Origin of the sequence: Enterobacter sp. BIDMC109 (assembly GCF_001037885.1) — a bacterium.
GTDB classification, from domain to species: Bacteria; Pseudomonadota; Gammaproteobacteria; order Enterobacterales; family Enterobacteriaceae; genus Enterobacter; species Enterobacter hormaechei_C.
The window spans coordinates 183,096-206,559 of record NZ_KQ090002.1; the positions used below are offsets into that span (position 1 = coordinate 183,096).

15 protein-coding genes are annotated in these 23,464 nt (G+C 57.6%); 11 read left to right on the plus strand and 4 right to left on the minus strand.

From position 1 onward, the window contains the following. Positions 1-2: 2 nt before the first annotated feature. Positions 3-1,343, plus strand: a complete 1,341-nt coding sequence (gene gntU, locus SK62_RS00830; protein WP_023295539.1) for a gluconate transporter — start codon at positions 3-5, stop codon at positions 1,341-1,343. A gap of 153 nt (positions 1,344-1,496) precedes the next feature. Here gntU and SK62_RS00835 read toward each other — a convergent pair whose 3' ends face one another. Both SK62_RS00835 and yhgN read right to left on the minus strand, forming a co-directional pair. Continuing rightward, entirely contained in the window at positions 1,497-1,943 is a 447-nt protein-coding gene (locus SK62_RS00835; protein ID WP_032655370.1) for a hypothetical protein, read from the minus strand. A gap of 394 nt (positions 1,944-2,337) precedes the next feature. Then, entirely contained in the window at positions 2,338-2,931 is a 594-nt protein-coding gene (gene yhgN / locus SK62_RS00840; RefSeq protein ID WP_003861574.1) for an NAAT family transporter YhgN, read from the minus strand. Positions 2,932-3,109: 178 nt separating this feature from the next. Between yhgN and asd the strand changes: the two genes are divergently transcribed. The 6 genes from asd (at position 3,110) to glgP (ending at position 13,821) form a co-directional block, all read left to right on the plus strand. Beyond that, positions 3,110-4,213: an aspartate-semialdehyde dehydrogenase gene (gene asd, locus SK62_RS00850; RefSeq protein ID WP_003861575.1), complete on the plus strand. Its 1,104-nt coding sequence runs from the start codon at positions 3,110-3,112 to the stop codon at positions 4,211-4,213. 239 nt (positions 4,214-4,452) lie between these two features. Next, on the plus strand, positions 4,453-6,639 hold the full coding sequence (glgB, locus tag SK62_RS00855) for a 1,4-alpha-glucan branching enzyme (RefSeq protein ID WP_047718147.1): 2,187 nt from the start codon (positions 4,453-4,455) through the stop codon (positions 6,637-6,639). After that, positions 6,636-8,609, plus strand: coding sequence for a glycogen debranching protein GlgX (gene glgX / locus SK62_RS00860; RefSeq protein ID WP_047718149.1), 1,974 nt, complete (start codon positions 6,636-6,638; stop codon positions 8,607-8,609). Before glgB ends, glgX begins: the two co-directional genes overlap by 4 nt. 17 nt (positions 8,610-8,626) lie before the next feature. Beyond that, entirely contained in the window at positions 8,627-9,922 is a 1,296-nt protein-coding gene (gene glgC, locus SK62_RS00865; RefSeq protein WP_003861582.1) for a glucose-1-phosphate adenylyltransferase, read from the plus strand. Next, on the plus strand, positions 9,922-11,355 hold the full coding sequence (gene glgA / locus SK62_RS00870; RefSeq protein ID WP_017384140.1) for a glycogen synthase GlgA: 1,434 nt from the start codon (positions 9,922-9,924) through the stop codon (positions 11,353-11,355). Before glgC ends, glgA begins: the two co-directional genes overlap by 1 nt. 18 nt (positions 11,356-11,373) lie before the next feature. Continuing rightward, positions 11,374-13,821, plus strand: a complete 2,448-nt coding sequence (glgP, locus tag SK62_RS00875; protein ID WP_032103634.1) for a glycogen phosphorylase — start codon at positions 11,374-11,376, stop codon at positions 13,819-13,821. Positions 13,822-13,908: 87 nt separating this feature from the next. Here glgP and glpD read toward each other — a convergent pair whose 3' ends face one another. Beyond that, entirely contained in the window at positions 13,909-15,417 is a 1,509-nt protein-coding gene (glpD, locus tag SK62_RS00880) for a glycerol-3-phosphate dehydrogenase (RefSeq protein WP_015571453.1), read from the minus strand. 285 nt (positions 15,418-15,702) lie between these two features. Here glpD and glpE point away from each other — a divergent pair, with 285 nt between their 5' ends. Genes glpE through SK62_RS00900 form a run of 3 tightly spaced genes read left to right on the plus strand, consistent with a single transcriptional unit; the run spans position 15,703 to position 17,688 of the window. Beyond that, positions 15,703-16,035, plus strand: coding sequence for a thiosulfate sulfurtransferase GlpE (gene glpE, locus SK62_RS00890; protein WP_015571452.1), 333 nt, complete (start codon positions 15,703-15,705; stop codon positions 16,033-16,035). 47 nt (positions 16,036-16,082) lie between these two features. Then, the gene (gene glpG, locus SK62_RS00895; protein ID WP_015571451.1) at positions 16,083-16,913 is read left to right on the plus strand and encodes a rhomboid family intramembrane serine protease GlpG; all 831 of its coding nucleotides are present in this window, start codon (positions 16,083-16,085) and stop codon (positions 16,911-16,913) included. Positions 16,914-16,929: 16 nt separating this feature from the next. Continuing rightward, positions 16,930-17,688, plus strand: a complete 759-nt coding sequence (locus SK62_RS00900; RefSeq protein ID WP_047716461.1) for a DeoR/GlpR family transcriptional regulator — start codon at positions 16,930-16,932, stop codon at positions 17,686-17,688. Between the two features lie 98 nt (positions 17,689-17,786). On the opposite strand, the gene malT is transcribed toward SK62_RS00900, so the two are convergent. Further along, positions 17,787-20,492, minus strand: coding sequence for an HTH-type transcriptional regulator MalT (malT, locus tag SK62_RS00905; protein WP_015571449.1), 2,706 nt, complete (start codon positions 20,490-20,492; stop codon positions 17,787-17,789). A 572-nt stretch (positions 20,493-21,064) separates the two neighbouring features. Between malT and malP the strand changes: the two genes are divergently transcribed. Continuing rightward, positions 21,065-23,458: a maltodextrin phosphorylase gene (malP, locus tag SK62_RS00910; RefSeq protein ID WP_045348707.1), complete on the plus strand. Its 2,394-nt coding sequence runs from the start codon at positions 21,065-21,067 to the stop codon at positions 23,456-23,458. The last annotated feature ends 6 nt before the right edge of the window (positions 23,459-23,464 follow it).

Genomic DNA, 23,464 nt, shown 5'->3' on the forward strand with positions numbered 1-23,464 from the left:
TTTTGAGTACATTAACGCTAGTTTTGACAGCAGTGGGTTCCGTATTGCTGCTGCTGTTTTTAGTGATGAAGGCGCGTATGCACGCCTTTGTGGCTTTGATGGTGGTTTCTATTGGTGCCGGTCTCTTTTCCGGCATGCCGCTCGACAAAATCGCGGCGACGATGGAAAAAGGGATGGGCGGCACGCTCGGCTTCCTGGCCATTGTGGTGGCGCTGGGCGCGATGTTTGGCAAGATTTTGCACGAGACGGGCGCGGTCGATCAGATTGCGGTCAAGATGCTGAAATCCTTCGGGCACAGCCGTGCGCACTACGCGATTGGTCTGGCCGGTCTGATTTGCGCGCTGCCGCTGTTCTTTGAAGTGGCCGTTGTGCTGCTGATTAGCGTGGCGTTCTCCATGGCGCGGCATACTGGTACCAACCTCGTGAAGCTGGTCATTCCGCTGTTTGCGGGCGTGGCGGCGGCGGCGGCGTTCCTGCTGCCGGGGCCTGCGCCGATGCTGCTGGCCTCCCAGATGCATGCTGACTTTGGCTGGATGATCCTGATTGGCCTGTGCGCGGCAATTCCGGGGATGATTATCGCCGGTCCGCTGTGGGGCAACTTCATCAGCCGTTACGTTGAGCTGCACATTCCGGATGACATCTCCGAGCCGCACCTGGGTGAGGGCAAAATGCCGTCCTTCGGCTTCAGTCTGTCGCTGATCCTGCTGCCGCTGGTGCTGGTGGGCCTGAAAACCATCGCTGCGCGCTTTGTGCCGGTGGGGTCAACCGCTTACGAATGGTTCGAATTTATTGGTCATCCGTTCACCGCGATCCTGGTGGCGTGTCTGGTAGCAATTTACGGCCTGGCGATGCGTCAGGGCATGCCGAAAGACCGCGTGATGGAGATCTGTGGTGCCGCGCTGCAACCGGCGGGGATTATCCTGCTGGTGATCGGGGCGGGCGGCGTGTTCAAGCAGGTGCTGGTGGATTCCGGCGTTGGTCCGGCGCTGGGCGAAGCGCTGACCGGGATGGGGCTGCCGATTGCAGTCACCTGTTTCGTGCTGGCTGCGGCGGTGCGTATCATTCAGGGCTCCGCGACCGTAGCGTGCTTAACCGCCGTGGGTCTGGTAATGCCGGTGATTGAACAGCTGAACTACTCCGGTGCGCAGATGGCGGCGCTCTCTATCTGTATCGCGGGTGGCTCGATTGTGGTTTCTCACGTGAACGACGCGGGCTTCTGGCTGTTCGGTAAATTTACCGGCGCAACCGAAGCGCAAACCCTGAAAACCTGGACGCTGATGGAAACCATCCTCGGCACGACGGGTGCGATTGTCGGGATGATTGCGTTTACGCTGCTGAGCTAATCCCGGTTTTCTCCCTCTCCCCGTGGGAGAGGGCTGGGGTGAGGGCATCAGGCCGCAGAGGGCGTATTTTGTCGGGTGGCGGCTTCGCCTTACCCGACCTACAAAAACCTCAGGTCCCGTAGGCCGGGTAAGCGTAAGCGCCACCCGGCTTTTTTACAGCGGCACGATGCCTTCCTTTGTGCGCAACCAGCGCGGCGCTTTCAGCGTATCACTGTAAAACCCCACTAAATCCTGCAACAAATCTCCTGCGACTCTTTCATCGCTCGCCGAGAGCGTTCGAGCCAACAGCATTTGCGTTAGCAACTGGCAATACCGTCCTAACTGATCCACTTCCGGCTCGAAGACCGGCACGTCCAGCGGCAGGTCATCCACCGTCAGGCTGGCTTTTAGATATTCCGGAACAGGTTCAAGCAGCGTGGGCTGGAGCAGGGCGAGGCAGGCGGAAAGCCGTCCGCATAGCGCCATCTTTTGTGCTGAATCGTCACATTCAACCAGCACGTCTACGAATCGCTCGCAGTTGTCTGCCAGTTCGGTGAAATCGGTAGTGTGATCGAACGGGGTAGTAAATAAAGTGTGAGAAAAGTTAGGGGGAGTAGTCATAAGACAGCCTCTAATGAGTTGAGTTGACCATCTTTGGAGGGACCAACCTCACTGGTGATGGACTGAACGGAGTTGGTCCTACCGGCCTCATCAGCTACCGGCGCGCCTTGCGGCGCCACCGTCCAGCCCACCATTGAAGTGTAACTGACTGCGCGATAAAAAGAGATTCATCGCGGATGAGGATAACAGGGGACCAACCCTGACGCCTGATTTTGCAGGCGCGGCAAGAAGATACTGCGTTGGGGGCGGAGTGGCAAGAGAGGCTCTGGAAGGCGGCTCGCAAAACGAAATATTATTTTAGGGTGCGGCCTGATGCCCTCACCCCGGCCCTCTCCCACGGGGAGAGGGGGCAAACACTAAAAACGGCAATCTAAGATTACCGTTTTGCTTTTACCTACCCTTTCATCCACGCCCGGATCCCGTCCAGGAACATCTGCGTCGCCATCATCACCAGAATCAGCCCCATCAGGCGCTCCAGGGCGTTTACCCCTTTCTCACCCAGCAGGCGCAGGAACAGCGACGACTGCAACAGGATAATAAACGTCCCGCCCCAGGCGATCAGCAGGGCAATCACCAGATGGCTCATCTGATTCGGATACTGATGCGACAGCAGCATCAGCGTCGCCAGAATCGTTGGCCCGGCGACCAGCGGAATTGCCAGCGGCACGATAAACGGCTCTTCACCCGCAGGCAGGCCGCTGCTGCTGCCCTCCGCGCTCGGGAAAATCATCTTAATAGCAATCAGGAACAAAATGATCCCGCCGGAAATGGAGACCGTTTCGGCGCGTAAGTTCAGGAAAGCGAGGATTTTTTCACCGGCGAACAGGAAGATAAACATCACCAGCAGGGCGATGAGCAGCTCGCGGATCATGATCGCCCGGCGGCGCTTCGGCTCGGTATGCTTCAGCACCGACATGAAGATCGGCAGATTACCGAGCGGATCCATAATCAGGATCAATAAAACCGCTGCGGAAATGATTTCACTCATCTTAAATTATCCCTGATACTTATTGTGGTCATTGCGATGATTAGCACTTTTTCTGATTGCCGGGCAATCATCGATTAATTTCGCTTGCGACTTTGGCAGCATTTTGTAATGTGAAGCATATCCCAGTTCAATACTGGCTTGCACAATCAGCACACACCCCTTGCAGGAAAAAAATGCTATGAAAAACGTTGGTTTTATCGGCTGGCGCGGTATGGTCGGCTCTGTACTCATGCAACGCATGGTTGAAGAGCGCGATTTCGACGCCATCCGCCCGGTCTTCTTCTCCACTTCCCAGCTCGGCCAGGCTGCACCGTCCTTTGGGGGTACCACAGGCACGTTGCAGGATGCTTACGATCTGGAAGCGCTGAAGGCACTCGACATTATTGTGACCTGCCAGGGCGGCGATTATACCAACGAAATCTATCCGAAGCTGCGTGAAAGCGGCTGGCAGGGCTACTGGATTGATGCGGCCTCTTCGCTTCGCATGAAAGACGATGCCATCATTATTCTTGACCCGGTTAACCAGGGCGTCATCACTGACGGCCTGAACAACGGCGTGAAAACCTTTGTTGGAGGTAACTGCACCGTCAGCCTGATGCTGATGTCCCTCGGCGGCCTGTTCGCACAGGATCTGGTGGAGTGGGTCTCCGTGGCGACCTACCAGGCGGCCTCCGGCGGCGGCGCGCGTCATATGCGCGAGCTGCTGACCCAGATGGGCCAGCTGCACCAGAGCGTCGCTGCCGAGCTGGCAGACCCGGCGTCCGCCATCCTCGACATCGAGCGTAAAGTCACTCAGCTCACCCGCAGCGGCGAGCTGCCGGTAGATAACTTTGGCGTACCGCTGGCCGGTGGCCTGATCCCGTGGATCGACAAACAGCTGGATAACGGCCAGACCCGCGAAGAGTGGAAGGGCCAGGCTGAGACCAACAAAATCCTCGGCACCGCGAACACCATTCCGGTTGACGGTCTGTGCGTGCGTATCGGCGCGCTGCGCTGCCACAGCCAGGCCTTCACCATTAAACTGAAAAAAGATGTGTCTATTCCGACCGTGGAAGAGCTGCTGGCCGCGCACAACCCGTGGGCGAAAGTGGTGCCAAACGATCGCGATATCACCATGCGCGAACTGACCCCGGCAGCCGTGACCGGCACGCTGACCACCCCGGTTGGTCGTCTGCGCAAGCTGAACATGGGGCCGGAGTACCTCTCCGCGTTCACCGTTGGCGATCAGCTGCTGTGGGGTGCCGCCGAGCCGCTGCGCCGCATGCTGCGCCAGCTGGCGTAATAATTTGTTAAACACGGGGGGTGATTGTCACCCCCTTTTTTTGCGTACTACATGGAGTAAAACGCAGATGTCTTATTTTTTATCAGGAGGACCCACGACGTTGGCTATGCTTTAAGGAAGATTTATTTCTCACCTGAGGGTAGGGCGGAGCAGAGAGGATTAACTGCACCGTTTAGGTCACATTAAAAGTCGTCCCGGAGCGCGTAAAAAGGGCGACATAAAAAAACAGGATGAATACCATGTCCGATCGTATTTCGAGAGACGTGATTAATGCGCTTATTGCGGGTCACTTTGCCGACCCCTTTTCTGTGCTAGGGATGCACCGTACAGAGGCCGGACTGGAAGTTCGGGCGCTGTTACCGGATGCAACAGAAGTGTGGGTTATCGAACCCAAAACCGGCCGCAAGGTGGGTAATCTGGAATGCCTCGACTCGCGTGGCTTCTTCTCGGGCGTCATGCCCCGCCGTAAAAATCCTTTTCGTTATCAGCTTGCCGTTATCTGGCACGGTCAGCAAAACCTGATTGACGATCCCTATAGCTTCGGCCCGCTCTTAAAAGAGATGGACGCCTGGCTGCTGTCCGAAGGGACCCATTTACGCCCCTACGAAACGCTGGGTGCCCATGCGGATACCATGGACGGTATCACCGGCACGCGTTTTGCCGTATGGGCGCCAAACGCCCAGCGCGTCTCCGTCGTCGGGCAGTTCAACTACTGGGACGGTCGTCGTCACCCCATGCGCCTGCGCCGGGAAACCGGCATCTGGGAGCTGTTTATCCCCGGCGCGCACAACGGTCAGCTCTACAAATTCGAGATGATCGATGCCAACGGCAAGCTGCGCATTAAATCCGACCCTTACGCCTATGAGGCAGAGCTACGCCCGAATACCGCCTCGCTGATTTGCGGCCTGCCGGAGAAGGTTGTCCAGACGGAAGAGCGCAAGCGGGCTAACCGCTTCGATGCGCCGATCTCCGTTTATGAAGTGCATCTCGGCTCGTGGCGTCGCCACACCGATAACAACTTCTGGCTGAGCTATCGCGAGCTGGCGGACCAGCTGGTGCCGTACGCCAAATGGATGGGCTTTACCCATCTGGAGCTGCTGCCGATCAACGAACACCCATTTGACGGCAGCTGGGGCTATCAGCCAACCGGGCTGTATGCGCCCACGCGCCGCTTCGGCACGCGCGATGACTTCCGCTATTTCATCGATGCCGCGCACGCCGCCGGGCTGAACGTGATCCTCGACTGGGTGCCGGGCCACTTTCCGTCGGACGATTTTGCGCTGGCAGAGTTCGACGGCACAAAGCTGTACGAGCACAGCGACCCGCGCGAAGGCTATCACCAGGACTGGAACACGCTGATCTACAACTACGGTCGCCGTGAAGTGTCGAACTACCTGGTCGGGAACGCGCTGTACTGGATCGAGCGTTTCGGCATTGATGCCCTGCGCGTGGATGCGGTGGCGTCGATGATCTACCGCGACTACAGCCGCAAAGAGGGGGAGTGGATCCCGAACGAGTATGGTGGGCGTGAAAACCTCGAAGCGATTGAGTTTCTGCGCAACACCAACCGCATTATCGGCGAGCAGGTGGAAGGCGCCGTGACCATGGCGGAAGAGTCCACCGACTTCCCGGGCGTTTCCCGTCCACCGTCAATGGGCGGCCTGGGCTTCTGGTACAAGTGGAACCTCGGCTGGATGCACGACACACTCGACTACATGAAGCTCGACCCGGTTTATCGTCAGTATCACCACGATAAGCTCACCTTCGGGCTGCTCTACAACTACACCGAAAACTTCATGCTGCCGCTGTCGCACGATGAAGTGGTGCACGGCAAAAAATCCATTCTCGACCGCATGCCGGGGGACGCGTGGCAGAAGTTTGCCAACCTGCGCGCCTACTACGGCTGGATGTTCGCCTTCCCGGGCAAAAAGCTGCTGTTTATGGGCAACGAATTTGCCCAGGGGCGCGAATGGAACCACGATACCAGCCTTGACTGGCATCTGCTGGAAGGTGCGGACAACTGGCACCATGGCGTACAGCGTCTGGTCCGCGACCTGAACCTGACCTATCGCCACCATAAAGCGCTGCACGAGCTGGACTTCGATCCGTACGGCTTTGAGTGGCTGGTGGTGGACGACCACGAGCGCTCGGTGTTTGTCTTTGTGCGCCGCGACAAGGCGGGTAACGAGATCATCGTCGCCAGCAACTTCACCCCGGTGCCGCGCGAACACTACCGCTTCGGCATTAACCAGCCGGGCAAATGGCGCGAAATTCTCAATACCGACTCTATGCACTACCACGGCAGCAACGCCGGTAACGGCGGGCTGGTGCAGAGCGATGCCATTGAAAGCCACGGCCGTCCGAACTCCCTGAGCCTGACGCTGCCGCCGCTTGGCACAATCTGGCTGGTGCGGGAGGGAGAATGACGCAGCTCACGGCAGGTAAACCCGAACCGCTCGGGGCGAGTTTTGACGGAAAGGGGGTGAACTTCACGCTCTTTTCCGCTCACGCGGAGCGGGCGGAACTCTGTGTCTTTGACGGGGAAGGTAACGAGCACCGTTACGATTTACCGGCGCGCACGGGGGATACCTGGCATGGCTACCTGGCCGGAGGACGACCGGGGATGCACTACGGTTTTCGCGTACACGGCCCCTGGGAGCCCTCTCAGGGGCACTGGTTTAACCCGGCGAAGCTGCTGATTGACCCGTGCGCGCACCGCGTGGACGGTGAGTTTAAAGATGACCCGCTGTTCCACGTTGGCTACGGCGAACCTGACCACCGCGACAGCGCGCCCGTCGCGCCCAAAAGCGTGGTGGTGCACGATCTCTACGACTGGGAAGACGATGCCCCGCCGCGCACGCCGTGGGGTAACACCGTTATTTATGAAGCCCACGTCAAAGGGCTGACGTATCTGCACCCGTCAATTCCCAAAGAGATGCGCGGCACCTACAAAGCGCTTGGGCATCCGACGATGGTCGCGTACCTGAAACACTTAGGGATCACCGCGCTGGAGCTGTTGCCCGTGGCGCATTTCGCCAGCGAGCCGCGGCTACAGCGTCTTGGGTTAAGCAACTACTGGGGCTACAACCCGCTGGCGATGTTCGCCCTCGACCCGCGCTACGCAGTGCAGCCGGAGAAGGCACGGGATGAGTTTCGCGATGCGGTGAAGGCGCTTCACGCGGCGGGTATCGAGGTCATTCTGGACGTGGTGCTGAACCACAGTGCGGAAAGCGATCTTGACGGCCCGACGCTCTCACAGCGCGGAATCGATAACCGTAGCTATTATTGGATCAGGGACGACGGCGATTACGAGAACTGGACCGGGTGCGGTAACACCCTCAACCTCAGTCATCCGGCCGTTACGCATTACGCGTACGAGTGCCTGAAATACTGGGTTGAGACGTTCCATGTAGACGGTTTTCGCTTCGACCTGGCGCCGGTGATGGGGCGCACCCCGGCGTTCAGCCAGCAGGCGCCGCTGTTTGAGGCCATCAAAAACTGCCCGGTGCTCTCAAAGGTGAAGCTGATTGCGGAACCCTGGGACATCGGCGAGGGCGGTTATCAGGTGGGGAATTTCCCGCCGCTGTTTGCCGAGTGGAACGACCACTTCCGCGATGCCATCCGCCGCTTCTGGCTGACGCGCGATCTGTCGCTGGGGGAGTTTGCCGGTCGCTTTGCCGGCTCCAGCGATCTCTTCAAGCGTGACGGCAAACGTCCGTCGGCCACCATTAACCTGGTGACGGCGCACGACGGTTTTACGCTGCGCGACTGCGTTTGTTTCAATCAGAAACACAATGAGGCAAACGGCGAAGAGAATCGCGATGGGACTAACAATAACCATAGCTTTAACCATGGTATAGAAGGGTTAGGCGGAAGTCTGGATGTGATCGAGCGGCGACGCGCCAGCGTTCATGCGCTGCTGACGACGCTTTTGTTGTCGCAGGGCACGCCGATGCTGCTGGCGGGCGATGAGCACGGCCACAGCCAGCACGGTAACAACAACGCCTATTGCCAGGACAACACCCTGACCTGGCTCGACTGGGGAGAAGCGAACAGCGGGCTGACCCATTTCACCGCGGCGCTGATCCATCTTCGCCAGCGCATCCCCGCGCTCACCGCCGACCGCTGGTGGGAAGAGGGCGACGGCAACGTTCGCTGGCTGAATAAAGACGCGCAACCGTTAAGCGCGCAAGAGTGGCAACACGGCATACCCTGTCTGCAAATCCTGCTTTCGGATGCGTGGCTGGTGACGCTGAACGCGACGGATGACGTCGCAGAGATTGTTTTACCTGACGGGGAGTGGCGAGCCATTCCTCCCTTTGCCGGAGCGGATAATCCGGTTGTTATGGCTGTCTGGCACGGGCCTGCGCACGGAGTGTGCGTATTCCAAAGATGATAAAAAAGGAGTTAGTCATGGTTAGATTAGAGAAGAACGATCCGTTAATGTTGGCGCGCCAGCTACCATTAAAAACAGTTGCCCTGATACTCGCGGGCGGGCGTGGTACCCGTCTGAAAGATTTGACCATCAAGCGCGCCAAACCGGCCGTTCACTTTGGTGGTAAGTTCCGTATTATCGATTTTGCACTGTCCAACTGCCTGAACTCAGGCATTCGCCGTATTGGCGTCATTACCCAGTATCAGTCGCACACGCTGGTGCAGCACATTCAGCGCGGCTGGTCATTCTTCAGCGAAGAGATGAACGAGTTTGTCGATCTGCTCCCGGCGCAGCAGCGCGTTCACGGGGAGAACTGGTACCGCGGCACGGCGGATGCCGTGACCCAGAACCTCGACATCATTCGCCGCTATAACGCGGAATACATCGTTATCCTCGCCGGGGACCACATCTACAAGCAAGATTACTCCCACATGCTGATCGACCACGTCGAAAAAGGGGCGCGCTGCACCGTGGCGTGTCTGCCGGTGCCTGTTGCGGAGGCAACCGCGTTTGGCGTGATGCATGTAGATGGCGACGACAAGATTATCGACTTTGTCGAAAAACCGGCGAACCCGCCAACCATGCCGGGCGACGACACTAAATCGCTCGCCAGCATGGGGATCTATGTCTTTGATGCCGATTATCTTTATGAACTGCTGGAAGAGGACGACAAAGACGAGAACTCCAGCCACGACTTCGGTAAAGACATCATCCCGAAAATCACCAAAGCTGGCATGGCGTATGCACATCCCTTCCCGCTGTCCTGCGTGCAGTCTGACCCGAATGCGGAACCTTACTGGCGCGATGTGGGAACGCTGGAAGCGTACTGGAAAGCCAACCTCGATCTGGCGTCCGTCACGCCTGAGCTGGATATGTACGACCAGAACTGGCCGATTCGCACCCATATGGAATCGCTGCCGCCAGCGAAGTTCGTCCAGGACCGCTCCGGCAGCCACGGCATGACGCTCAACTCGCTGGTCTCTGGCGGGTGCATTATCTCCGGTTCGGTGGTGGTGCAGTCCGTGCTGTTCCCGCGCGTGCGTATAAACTCATTCTGTAATATCGATTCGGCAGTCCTGCTGCCGGATGTCTGGGTAGGGCGCTCATGTCGTCTGCGTCGCTGCGTTATCGATCGTGCCTGCGTCATTCCCGAAGGGATGGTGATTGGGGAAAACGCGGAAGAAGATGCGCGTCGTTTCTACCGTTCGGAAGAGGGGATCGTGTTAGTAACACGGGAAATGTTGCGGAAGCTGCAAATCAAACAGGAGCGATGATGCAGGTTTTACACGTATGTTCTGAGATGTTCCCGTTGTTAAAAACGGGCGGCCTGGCGGATGTTCTTGGTGCATTACCAGCGGCGCAAATCGCCGGAGGGGTGGATACCCGCGTGTTGTTGCCCGCTTTTCCGGATATCCGGCGCGGTATTCCCGATGCAAAGGTTGTTACCCGTCGCGAGACCTTCGCGGGACGTATCACCCTGCTGTTTGGACATTACAATGGCGTAGGGATTTACCTGATTGATGCCCCGCATTTATACGATCGACCCGGCAGCCCGTATCATGATACCAACCTGTATGCCTATACCGATAACGTGATGCGCTTTGCCCTGCTCGGCTGGGTGGGGGCGGAAATGGCCGTCGGACTGGATCCGTTCTGGCGTCCGAACGTGGTGCACGCGCACGACTGGCATGCGGGGCTGGCTCCTGCGTATCTGGCGGCGAAGGGGCACCCGGCCAAATCGGTGTTTACGGTGCACAACCTGGCGTATCAGGGCATGTATTACGCGCATCATATGAATGACATCGATCTGCCATGGTCGTTCTTTAACATGCACGGACTGGAGTTTAACGGACAGATTTCGTTCCTGAAGGCGGGTCTGTACTACGCCGACCACATCACGGCGGTCAGCCCAACCTACGCGCGGGAAATTACCCAGCCGGAGTTCGGTTACGGTATGGAAGGGCTGCTGCAACAGCGCCACCGTGAAGGTCGCCTGTCGGGCATTCTGAACGGCGTGGATGAACAGATCTGGAATCCGGAAACGGACCTCCTGCTGGCGGCGCGCTATGGTCGCGACTCCGTGGAGGACAAAGCGGAGAACAAGCGTCAGCTACAGATTGCGATGGGGCTGAAGGTCAACGACAAGGTGCCGCTGTTTGCGGTGGTCAGCCGCCTGACCAGCCAGAAAGGGCTGGATCTGGTGCTGGAAGCGCTGCCGGGATTACTGGAGCAGGGCGGCCAGCTGGCGCTGCTCGGCGCGGGCGACCCGGTATTGCAGGAAGGTTTCCTTGCGGCCGCGGCGGAACATCCGGGGCAGGTGGGCGTGCAGATTGGCTATCACGAAGCGTTCTCGCACCGCATCATGGGCGGCGCGGACGTGATTCTGGTGCCGAGCCGCTTCGAGCCCTGCGGCCTGACGCAGCTCTATGGTCTGAAATACGGCACGTTGCCGCTGGTACGCCGCACGGGCGGGCTGGCGGATACGGTGTCTGACAGCTCCCTGGAAAACCTGGCGGACGGTATCGCCAGCGGGTTTGTTTTCGAGGACAGTAATGCCTGGTCGCTGCTTCGGGCGATCCGGCGTGCTTTCGTCTTGTGGTCCCGTCCATCCCTGTGGCGTTACGTACAACGTCAGGCGATGTCCATGGACTTTGGCTGGCACGTTGCGGCGCAGTCCTACCGCGACCTTTATCAACGCTTGATGTAACGAGGCGAAGTTACTGATATGAATGCTCCATTTAGCTACTCTTCCCCCACGCTCAGCGTTGAGGCGTTGAAACACTCCATCGCCTATAAGCTGATGTTTACCATTGGGAAAGATCCCGTTATTGCCAACAAACATGAGTGGCTGAACGCCACGCTGTTTGCGGTGCGTGACCGTATGGTCGAACGCTGGCTGCGCTCCAACCGCGCCCAGCTTTCGCAGGAGACACGACAGGTGTATTACCTGTCGATGGAGTTTCTGATTGGTCGCACCCTCTCCAATGCGCTGTTATCGCTCGGGATTTATGACGACGTCAAAAACGCACTGGAAGAGATGGGGCTGGATTTAGAAGAGCTGATTGACGAAGAGAACGACCCGGGGCTGGGTAACGGTGGTCTCGGGCGTCTTGCCGCCTGTTTCCTCGATTCACTGGCGACGCTGGCGCTGCCGGGGCGCGGCTACGGTATTCGCTACGACTACGGTATGTTCAAGCAGAACATCGTGGATGGTCGTCAGAAAGAGTCTCCAGACTACTGGCTGGAGTACGGTAACCCGTGGGAGTTCAAGCGCCACAACACGCGCTACAAGGTGCGTTTTGGCGGGCGTATTCAGCAGGAAGGGAAAAAATCCCGCTGGGTGGAAACCGAGGAGATCCTCGCCGTGGCCTATGACCAGATCATCCCCGGCTACGACACCGATGCGACCAATACGCTGCGCCTGTGGAACGCGCAGGCCAGTAGCGAGATCAACCTGGGTAAATTCAACCAGGGTGACTACTTCGCGGCGGTGGAAGATAAAAACCACTCCGAGAATGTGTCACGCGTCCTGTATCCGGATGACTCGACCTACTCAGGCCGCGAGCTGCGCCTGCGTCAGGAGTATTTCCTCGTCTCGGCAACGATTCAGGATATCCTTAGCCGTCACTATCAGCTGCACAAAACCTATGCGAATCTGGCGGAAAAAACCGCCATTCACCTCAACGATACCCATCCGGTGCTGTCGATCCCTGAGCTGATGCGCCTGCTGATTGACGAGCATAAGTTCAGCTGGGATGACGCGTTTGAAGTAACCTGCCAGGTGTTCTCGTACACCAACCATACGCTGATGAGCGAAGCGCTGGAGACGTGGCCGGTGGATATGCTCGGCAAAATTCTGCCGCGCCATCTGCAAATCATCTTCGAGATCAACGACTACTTCCTCAAGACCTTGCAGGAGCAGTACCCGAACGATACCGGTCTGCTGAGCCGCGCCTCGATCATTGATGAATCCAACGGGCGTCGCGTACGCATGGCCTGGCTGGCGGTGGTGATCAGCCACAAGGTGAACGGCGTGTCAGAGCTGCACTCGAACCTGATGGTGCAGTCCCTGTTTGCGGACTTTGCGAAGATCTTCCCGACGCGTTTCTGCAACGTGACCAACGGCGTCACCCCGCGCCGCTGGCTGGCGCTGGCGAACCAGCCGCTCTCCGATGTTCTGGATGAGAACATTGGCCGCACCTGGCGCACCGATTTGAGCCAGCTGAGCGAGCTGGAGCAGCACATTGATTTCCCGACGGTGAATAAAGCGGTACGGGAAGCCAAGCTGCTGAACAAGAAGCGTCTGGCGGTCTGGCTGGCGATGCATCTGAACGTGGTGGCGAACCCGAAAGCGCTGTTCGACGTGCAAATCAAACGTATCCACGAGTACAAGCGTCAGCTGATGAATGTCCTGCACGTTATTACCCACTACAACCGCATTAAGGCTGACCCGACGGCGGAGTGGGTGCCGCGCGTGAAAATCTTTGCCGGTAAGGCGGCGTCCGCGTACTACATGGCGAAGCACATCATTCATCTCATCAACGATGTGGCGAAGGTGGTGAATCACGATCCGGACATTGGCGATAAGCTGAAGGTCGTGTTTATCCCGAACTACAGCGTAAGCCTGGCGCAGCTGATTATTCCGGCGGCGGATCTCTCTGAGCAGATTTCCACGGCGGGGACGGAAGCATCCGGCACCAGTAACATGAAGTTTGCCCTGAACGGTGCGCTGACTATCGGCACGCTGGACGGCGCAAATGTCGAAATGCTGGAGCATGTGGGCGCGGAGAATATCTTTATCTTCGGGAATACGGCGGAAGAGGTGGAGGCGCTGCGCAAGCAGGGCTACTCGCCGCGTGAGTATTATGAAGAGGATGAAGAGTTACGCCAGGTGCTGACGCAAATCGCCACCGGCGTGTTTAACCCTGAGGAGCCTGGACGCTATCGCGATCTGGTGGACTCGCTGATTAACTTTGGCGATCACTATCAGGTGCTGGCGGATTACCGCAGCTATGTGGATTGTCAGGATAAGGTGGACGAACTGTACCGTCAGCAGGAGAAGTGGACCAGCGCCGCGATGCATAACATCGCCAACATGGGATACTTCTCGTCGGACAGGACCATCAAAGAGTATGCCGAGAATATCTGGCATATTGATCCGGTGCGGTTGTAAAAACAAAGCCCGGTGGCGCTGCGCTTACCGGGCCTACGGGATCGAGTAGGCCGGGTAAGGCGGAGCCGCCACCCGGCTTTTTTTTAATTACGACGCCAACGACAATTCACGCTTTCCCGCATGTTGTTGCAACCATTGCGCCACGCGAGACTGCTGCTCGGCATTCAGCCACATCCCTTCTTTAGTACGACGCCAGATAGCATCGTCCAGACGGCGCACCCATTCGTGTTCCACCAGATAGCGCAGTTCCGCTTCGTACAGCTCATGGCCAAAATGCTCGCCCAGATCGGCAATCTCTTTCGCCTCGCCGAGGAACAGTTCGGTGTTGCTGCCGTAGGTACGGGCATAGTGGCGCGCCATTCCTTCGGTAATGAACGGGAAGCGGCGACGCAGCTTCGCGGCGTAATCGTCGCGGTTATCGCCGATATCGCCGCCAGGCAGCACGGCGCCTTTCGTCCACGCCGGGCCGATGCCTTTGTAATACGGCGCCAGTTTCTCCAGCGCGTGCTCCGCCAGTTTACGGTAGGTGGTGAGCTTACCGCCAAATACCGACAGCAGGGGCGCCTGACCGTCCACGTCATGAATATCAAGCGTATAGTCACGGGTGATGGCCTGCGGTGAGTCAGACTCGTCATCACACAGCGGACGCACGCCGGAGTAGGTCCAGACCACGTCATCGCGCGCCAGCTGTTTCTTAAAGTGCGCGTTGTACACTTTCAACAGGTAGCTGACTTCACTCTCGTCGATCTCAACGTTTTTCGGATCGCCTTTGTACTCCACGTCGGTGGTGCCGATGATGGAGAACTCGTCCATCCACGGGATCACAAACACAATGCGCTTGTCTTCATTTTGCAGGATATAAGCCTGTTTCTGGGTATGCACGCGCGGCACCACAATGTGGCTGCCCTTGATCAGGCGGATGCCGTACGGAGAAGGCAGGTGCATACCGTCATCGAAGAACTGTTTTACCCACGGGCCGGTGGCGTTCACCAGGCCGCGCGCTTTCCAGCTAAACTTCTCACCGGTATCCACGTCTTCCGCTTCCACAATCCACAGGCCGTTTTCGCGGCGTGCGGCGGTCGCGCGGGTACGGGTTTTCACCTCGCCGCCTTTCTTCTCGACCATCTGCGCGTTAGCCAGCACCAGACGCGCATCGTCCACCCAGCAGTCGGAATATTCGAAACCGCGCACGATTTCAGGTTTAAGAACCGACTCTGAGCCAAAACGCAAACCTGTCGAACCCGGCAGGCTGGTGCGTTTACCCAGATGATCGTACATAAAAAGACCAATGCGGATCATCCACGCCGGACGCAGATGCGGGCGATGAGGCAGACGGAAACGCATCGGGATCGCCAGATGTGGAGCCATTTTCAGCAGTACTTCGCGTTCAGCCAGCGCTTCGCTGACCAGGCGGAATTCGTAGTGTTCCAGGTAGCGCAGGCCACCGTGGATCAGCTTGGAGCTGGCGGACGACGTCGCGCAGGCGAGATCGTTAGCTTCCAGCATCAGCACGGATAAACCGCGTCCTGCGGCATCAACCGCAATACCGGCACCGTTGATGCCACCGCCTATCACAATCAGATCTTTGGTTTCCATAACACCCTCATGCACTTTCGTTAAAGCTCAAAAATGTTCGATATCGCTCATAATAGCAAAGGAACGCGCTTTTGGTAACATCAAAAAAACAATTTAGAGTGATATGGATAACATAATGGCGTTTACCCGCCGCCAGGACGTACACTACGGGGTAAAATGGTGCGGTCTGATGCCCTCACCCCAGCCCTCTCCCACGGGGAGAGGGTGATCCGTTTCCCTCTCCCTCCGGGAGAGGGTAGGGTGAGGGGAAAACCGCACCACACCTGAATATAAGATGAGAACACCATGGATCAGTTTGAATGTATTAACGTAGAAGAAGCCCATCAGAAGATGCACCAGGGACAAGCGGTGCTGGTGGATATCCGCGATCCGCAGAGCTTTGCGATGGGCCACACGCCGGGCGCGTTCCATCTCACCAACGACACACTGGGCGCGTTTATGCGCGATAACGACTTCGATACCCCGGTGATGGTGATGTGCTATCACGGCAACAGCAGTAAAGGCGCGGCGCAGTATCTGCTCCAGCAGGGTTACGACGCGGTATACAGCGTCGATGGCGGCTTCGATGCCTGGCATCGTCATTTCCCGGCAGAAGTTGAATACGCGTTTGAGCGCTGATCCCGCTATACTGTCCCCTTTTGTGTGGAAATAAGCGACCGCTGCCCATGTTGATGATCACCTCTTTTAGCAACCCGCGCGTCGCCCAGGCGTTTGTCGACTATATGGCGACGCAGGGCATTATCCTGACTATTCAGCAGCATACACAGACGGATGTCTGGCTGGCAGACGAAAGCCAGGCCGGCCGCGTGAACGACGAGCTTGCGCGTTTTCTGGAAAACCCGGGCGACCCGCGTTATCTGGCGGCAAGCTGGCAATCCGGCCAGACCGGCAGTGGCCTGCACTATCAACGTTTTCCGTTTCTCGCCACCCTCCGCGAGCGCGCAGGGCCGTTTACGCTGCTTTTGATGGCAGCCTGCATCATCGTCTTCATTATTATGAGCGTGGTGGGCGACCAGAGCGTGATGATTGCCCTCGCATGGCCGTACGATCCCTCCCTGCAATTTGACGTCTGGCGCTACTTCACCCATGCGCTGATGCACTTCTCGGTGATGCATATCCTCTTTAACCTGCTGTGGTGGTGGTATCTCGGCGGGGCGGTGGAGAAGCGGCTCGGCAGCGGCAAGCTGATTGTGATCACCCTTATCAGCGCCCTGTTAAGCGGCTACGTGCAGCACAAATTCAGCGGTCCATGGTTTGGCGGGTTATCCGGCGTGGTGTACGCCCTGATGGGTTACGCCTGGCTCAGAGGCGAGCGCGACCCGGATAGCGGCATCTATTTACAACGTGGATTAATAACCTTTGCGTTAATATGGCTTATTGCCGGATGGTTTGATCTGTTTGGTATGTCTATCGCCAATGGTGCGCACGTTACCGGCCTGGCGGTTGGGCTGGCGATGGCGCTGGCCGATACGCTCCATGCGCGAAAACGAACATAATTCCCAGGGATATTTCATGAAACAAACACAACGTCATGACGCCATTATCGAACTGGTAAAAAAACAGGGATACGTCAGTACTGAAGAGCTGGTGGAGCAGTTTGCCGTCAGCCCGCAAACCATCCGTCGTGACCTCAACGACCTGGCCGATCAGAACCGTATTCTGCGTCACCACGGCGGCGCCGCGCTGCCGTCCAGCTCGGTGAACACCTCATGGCATGACCGTAAGGCGACGCAAACGGCAGAGAAAGAGCGTATCGCCCGTAAAGTGGCGAGCCAGATCCCGAACGGCGCGACGCTGTTTATTGATATCGGCACCACGCCGGAAGCGGTCGCCCATGCGCTGCTGAACCACGAGAACCTGCGCGTGGTGACCAACAACCTGAACGTGGCCAACACGTTGATGCAGAAAGACGATTTCCGCATCATCCTCGCGGGCGGCGAACTGCGCAGCCGCGACGGGGGCATTATCGGCGAAGCGACGCTCGATTTTATCTCTCAGTTCCGCCTCGACTTCGGCATTCTGGGGATCAGCGGCATCGACATCGACGGCTCGCTGCTGGAGTTTGATTACCACGAGGTGCGCACCAAGCGCGCGATCATTGAAAACTCACGTCACGTGATGCTGGTGGTGGACCACTCCAAATTTGGCCGTAACGCGATGGTCAACATGGGCAGCATCAGCATGGTGGATGCGGTTTACACCGACGTAATGCCGCCGGCGGGCGTGATGCAGGTAATTAAGGATAACAATTTGCAGCTGGAATTGTGCTAGCGGTTGTGTCGGATGGCGCTGCGCTTACCCGACCTACAAAATTTTCTCCCTCTCCCTGTGGGAGAGGGCCGGGGTGAGGGCATCAGACCGCAGAGGAATTACACTCCATATCCCATCATCTTCAACAGCTGCTGCGCATGCTGCACCGCATCCTGTCGATGCGCTACGCCCAGCTTCTGATACAGATTGCGAATGTGCGTTTTGATGGTGGTCGCCGCCACCGCCAGCTCACCGGCAATCTGCTCGTTGCTGTAGCCGGAATAGATCAGCCCCAGCACCTGCCATTCACGCTGGGTGAGCGGGCTGGTGCGGATAAGCTCCGGCACTTCCGGATGGTTCAGTAGACGTTCAACAAAGTTCTCATCGAAGTGCGCAAACTTGTGGCGATGGTGCTGGTTAATCTCGCGCAGAATGCGCTGGGCGCGATGCTGATCGAGTTCTGGCAGTGTGTTGAGCTGAATCAGCTGGCGCAGCTGCTGGGCCATCACTTCACCCTCAATCACAAAGTGGCTGATAAACCCGGTGCGGTTCGCCAGCTGCAACGCTTCCAGCAGTACGCGCTGGGCATCGTTTTTACGTCCCGCCTGCCAGTAAAGCTGGTTTAACAGCAGCAGGTTGCGGTTTAAATCGCTCATCAGGCGCAGGCTGCGGGCGTTTTCGTTTAACTCTTCCAGCACAATCTCGGCAGGCTCAAAGTCACCCAGCAGGATCTGCACGCGAGCGATGTTGCGCCACTGGCTTTGCAGGAAGTGGTTATTGGCAAATTCCGGTTTAGGCGTATGACGCAGCCAGTTGGCGGCGGACTTTTTATCGCCGGTCATCTGCCAGTAAATCACCCGGACCTTATCGGCGTTGGATACCCAGTCGCTATGGTACTGCCCGTTGCCGAGCAGGTTTTCCAGGCGGTTAAGATGGTTGCGGGCATTATCCAGGTCGCCGCGCGCCAGCGAGCACTGCACCAGCAGAGCCAGACACTGGAGCTGCTGCTGCGGCTGGAAGCTCGAAAGGACATTCAGACCCTGGCGGGCGCAGCTTTCTGCTTCATCCAGACGCGACCATGCCCACAGCAGTTGAGCGCGAATACGCAACAGGAACTCGTGCATCGGCAGCTGTTCCAGATGCTGTTCACGGATCAGCTGGAACGCTTTCTCCTGGTTTTCCCAGGCGGCTTGCAGGAACCCCTGAGCAAATAAAATCTCGCTTTGCTGGATCAGGCTCCACAGGGCGTAATGCCAGACATCGTGGCGGCGCGCCATCTGTTCGGTTTGCTGCATGAGTGAAAGCGAACGCGTGAGATCGCCCTTACAGTGCAGCACTTCGCCGTGTACCGAGGTGGCCACAATACGGCTGTAAAAATTCGCCAGCGGCAGCTCATCCAGCGCGACCATCGCCAGCCGTTCGGCTTCCTCAGGGTCACCGTCGTTAATCGCCACCTGCGCACGCAGGGCGTTAAATTCGCCATGCAGGGTGGTATCCATCTCGCTTTCCATCTCCTGCTCGGCGCGCGCCAGCAGGGTGTTCACTTCGCTGTAGCGATGCTGGCTCTGCATCAGCCAGGCCTGGAGCAGCACCAGGCGCGGATTCTCCAGCAGGCTTTCCCACGGCAGCGCTTTTAACGACTCTTCCAGCAGCGTCAGTTCACTGTGGTTGAACAGTCCCCACGCGTGGTTGAGCAGAATATCGCGCAGCATACCGGCATCCCCGGCGGCCAGCGCATGGTGGATAGCCTCGCTCGGGAAACCTTGCGCCATCCAGCTTTCGGCGGCGGCGCGGTGAATGTCAGGCAGCTCTGCGGCCAGTTCCCACTGGCAACGCTGGCGCAGGAAGCTGCCAAACAGCGGATGGTAGCTAAACCATTCGCCGGGATCGTCCATGCGCGTCAGGAACAGACCCTGACGTTCAATCTCTTCGAGCTGAAGCTGCCCGTTTTCAATGCCGGTGACGCGTACAATCAGCGCATCGTTCATGGAACGCAGCAGGGAGCTTTTCAGCAGGAAATGGCGGGTGGAGAGGTCAACGCTGTCGAGTACCTCATCCACCAGATAATCCGACAGGTGGCTGGCGTTGATGCCCGCCAGGCGGCGCGCGGACTGATGCGTCGGGCTGTTGTTTTGCCGCGCGGAGAGGGCAATCAGCTGAAGCGCCGTGGCCCAGCCGGCAACGTCATCGCACAGGCGGCTGCTTTCCGACGCCTCAATCGGAGACGTCAGGCGGCAGTCAAAGAACTGCTTCGCTTCCTGATGGGTAAAGGCCAGCTGCTGACTGCCGATTTCCAGCAACTGATCGCGCACGCGCAGGTTGGCAATGCCCAACTGCGGAAGGTTACGCGACAGGACAACCAGCGTCAGGTTTTCCGGCTGATGGCGCAGGAAGAAACGCATGGATTCGTGAATAACCGGGTTGGTGATCAGATGATAATCATCAATCACCACATACAGCGGGCGATGCCATTCGGCCAGCTCAATAAATAGCTGGGAGAAAAGAGAGGACAGGCTGGCGTACTGGCGCTTTTGCACCATCACCTCGCTGGTGACGCAGTGTCCGTTGGTTGCCTGCTGAATCGCGGCAATTAAATAGCTGGCAAAGCGCTCCTGCTGGTTATCACCTTCATCCAGGGAGTACCAGCCAAGATCGCTTTTACCTGCCGCCCATTGCGAAATGAGCGTTGTTTTTCCATAACCCGCAGGACTCGTAACCAGCGCCAGTCGGAAATTATGCGCACCGGAAAGTTTAGCCAGCAGGCGCTCGCGGACCACAGTATGGTCAAGACGAACCGGGCGACTTAATTTGGACGGAATCAACATAGTTTTCACTTCACTGTGGGGAACGAGAGAATTTATTTTTTTTGCGCTTCGTAATTAATATCTATAAGTTCGGCCAATAGAGGAACTATTGCAAGTTATGTCTGGGTTTGGAGGCTCTGAATTTGCACTCTGTCACAAAACATTCTCATCACTGATGGAACTTTCCGTAATTGGCTGGATGCCGCGCTGCTTCTGGCTTGTCTGCATAAGTCGCAGTTGCGCTGAAACTGGTTTCAGAAAGAGATAATGACGCTGAAGTTAATTAACTTCAGGGAAAGTTGCATGGGCTTAATAGTGGTGCTGAATAATCCCGACACGTGGAAATATTATTCTACGTAAGTAATCATTTCAGCGATGATAACTTTCCTCCGAAACTGCATTTCATTTCTTTGACGCTCTTCCGGGATCGCTTTTTCCGCGAAGCGCACACTTACACAGTGGCCTCGATCACACTTTTATGCTCATCCCCGCTACTCCTCCCTGCCTAATCCCCGACAGGAGGAGGAAGAGGCGCAATGAGCCAGGCACACTAGCGCCAAATGTGTTTTCTCTCTACAGGATGCCGATTCCCTATGTCACAGCCTACTTTCAACAAAGCTCAATTTCAGGCTGCCCTGACGCGTCAGTGGCAGCGTTTTGGCCTTCATGCTGCAAACGAGATGACGCCTCACCAGTGGTGGCAGGCGGTGAGCGGGGCGCTCGCAGAGCAGCTGGACGCTCAGCCTGTGGCGAAGCCTGTGAAAGGCCAGCGTCACGTCAACTACATTTCGATGGAGTTCCTGATTGGTCGTCTGACGGGCAACAATCTGCTGAACCTTGGCTGGTATCAGGAGGTCGGTGACGTGCTGAAAGAACACGACATCAACCTGACCGATCTGCTGGAAGAAGAGATTGACCCGGCGCTGGGCAACGGCGGCTTGGGACGTCTGGCAGCCTGCTTCCTGGATTCCATGGCAACCGTGGGTCAGTCGGCGATTGGCTATGGCCTGAACTATCAGTACGGCCTGTTCCGTCAGTCATTTGCCGACGGCCATCAGATGGAAGCGCCGGACGACTGGCACCGCAATACCTATCCGTGGTTCCGCCACAACGCGCAGCTGGATGTGCAGGTCGGGATTGGCGGGAAAGTCACAAAGCAGGGGCTCTGGGAACCGGCGTTCACCATTACCGGTGAAGCCTGGGACCTGCCGGTACTCGGCTACCGTAACGGCGTGGCGCAGCCGCTGCGCCTGTGGCAGGCGAAACACGCGCATCCGTTTAACCTGACCAAATTCAACGACGGTGATTTCCTGCGCGCCGAGCAGCAGGGGATCGACGCCGAGAAGCTGACCAAAGTCCTCTACCCGAACGATAATCATCTGGCGGGTAAAAAGCTGCGTCTGATGCAGCAGTACTTCCAGTGCGCCTGCTCCGTGGCGGATATTCTGCGTCGCCACCACTTGGCGGGCCGCAAGCTGGCTCAGCTGCCGGACTTCGAAGTTATTCAGCTTAACGACACGCATCCGACCATTGCGATCCCGGAGCTGCTGCGCGTGCTGATCGACGAGCATCAGCTGAGCTGGGACGACGCCTGGGCCATTACCAGCCGCACCTTCGCCTACACCAACCACACCCTGATGCCGGAAGCGCTCGAGTGCTGGGATGAGAAGCTGGTGAAAACGCTGCTGCCGCGCCATATGCAGATCATCAACAAGATTAACGACCAGTTCAAAACGCTGGTGGAGAAAACCTGGCCGGGCGATAAGGCCGTCTGGGCGAAGCTGGCCGTTGTGCACGACAAGCAGGTGCGCATGGCGAACATGTGCGTGGTCAGCGGCTTTGCGGTGAACGGCGTGGCCGCGCTGCACTCGGATCTGGTGGTGAAAGATCTCTTCCCGGAATACCACCAGCTGTGGCCGACCAAATTCCATAACGTGACCAACGGCATCACGCCGCGTCGCTGGATTAAGCAGTGCAACCCGCTGCTGGCCGGCCTGCTGGACAAGACCCTGAAGAAAGAGTGGGCCAACGACCTGGACCAGCTCATCAACCTGGAAAAACAGGCCGACAACGCGAAGTTCCGCGAGCAGTACCGCGCCATTAAGCTGGAGAACAAGGTTCGTCTGGCCGAGTTTGTGAAAATGCGCACCGGAATTGAGATCAACCCGAATGCGATTTTCGATATCCAGATCAAACGACTGCACGAGTACAAACGTCAGCACCTGAACCTGCTGCACATTCTGGCGCTGTACAAAGAGATCCGCGAGAACCCGCAGGCCGACCGCGTCCCGCGCGTGTTCCTGTTCGGTGCGAAAGCGGCGCCGGGCTACTACCTGGCGAAAAACATTATCCTTGCCATTAATAAAGTGGCGGCGGCGATCAACAGCGATCCGAAAGTGGGCGACAAGCTGAAGGTGGTGTTCCTGCCGGACTACTGCGTTTCTGCGGCTGAAATGCTGATCCCGGCGGCGGATATTTCCGAGCAGATCTCTACCGCCGGTAAAGAAGCGTCCGGTACCGGCAACATGAAGCTGGCCCTGAACGGCGCGCTGACCGTCGGCACGCTGGACGGTGCGAACGTCGAAATCGCCGAGAAGGTCGGCGAAGAGAACATCTTTATCTTCGGCCATACTGTTGAAGAAGTGAAAGCCATCAAAGCCAAAGGGTACGACCCGGTGAAATGGCGTAAAAAAGATAAAGTGCTGGATGCGGTGCTCAAAGAGCTGGAAAGCGGGAAGTACAGCGACGGCGACAAGCACGCGTTTGACCAGATGCTGCACAGCATGGACAAACAGGGCGGCGACCCGTACCTGGTGATGGCTGACTTCTCGGCTTACGTTGAAGCGCAGAAGCAGGTCGACGTGCTGTATCGCGACCAGGATGCCTGGACCCGCGCGTGTATCCTGAACACCGCGCGCTGCGGTATGTTCAGCTCTGACCGCTCAATCCGTGATTATCAGGCTCGTATCTGGCAGGCAAAACGCTAAGGAAGC

Coding starts and splice junctions, on each gene's coding strand:
- SK62_RS00835 (WP_032655370.1), bottom strand. CDS start 1,943: ATGACTACTCCCCCTAACTTTTCTCACACTTTATTTACTACCCCGTTC.
- yhgN (WP_003861574.1), bottom strand. CDS start 2,931: ATGAGTGAAATCATTTCCGCAGCGGTTTTATTGATCCTGATTATGGAT.
- asd (WP_003861575.1), top strand. CDS start 3,110: ATGAAAAACGTTGGTTTTATCGGCTGGCGCGGTATGGTCGGCTCTGTA.
- glgB (WP_047718147.1), top strand. CDS start 4,453: ATGTCCGATCGTATTTCGAGAGACGTGATTAATGCGCTTATTGCGGGT.
- glgX (WP_047718149.1), top strand. CDS start 6,636: ATGACGCAGCTCACGGCAGGTAAACCCGAACCGCTCGGGGCGAGTTTT.
- glgC (WP_003861582.1), top strand. CDS start 8,627: ATGGTTAGATTAGAGAAGAACGATCCGTTAATGTTGGCGCGCCAGCTA.
- glgA (WP_017384140.1), top strand. CDS start 9,922: ATGCAGGTTTTACACGTATGTTCTGAGATGTTCCCGTTGTTAAAAACG.
- glgP (WP_032103634.1), top strand. CDS start 11,374: ATGAATGCTCCATTTAGCTACTCTTCCCCCACGCTCAGCGTTGAGGCG.
- glpD (WP_015571453.1), bottom strand. CDS start 15,417: ATGGAAACCAAAGATCTGATTGTGATAGGCGGTGGCATCAACGGTGCC.
- glpE (WP_015571452.1), top strand. CDS start 15,703: ATGGATCAGTTTGAATGTATTAACGTAGAAGAAGCCCATCAGAAGATG.
- glpG (WP_015571451.1), top strand. CDS start 16,083: ATGTTGATGATCACCTCTTTTAGCAACCCGCGCGTCGCCCAGGCGTTT.
- SK62_RS00900 (WP_047716461.1), top strand. CDS start 16,930: ATGAAACAAACACAACGTCATGACGCCATTATCGAACTGGTAAAAAAA.
- malT (WP_015571449.1), bottom strand. CDS start 20,492: ATGTTGATTCCGTCCAAATTAAGTCGCCCGGTTCGTCTTGACCATACT.
- malP (WP_045348707.1), top strand. CDS start 21,065: ATGTCACAGCCTACTTTCAACAAAGCTCAATTTCAGGCTGCCCTGACG.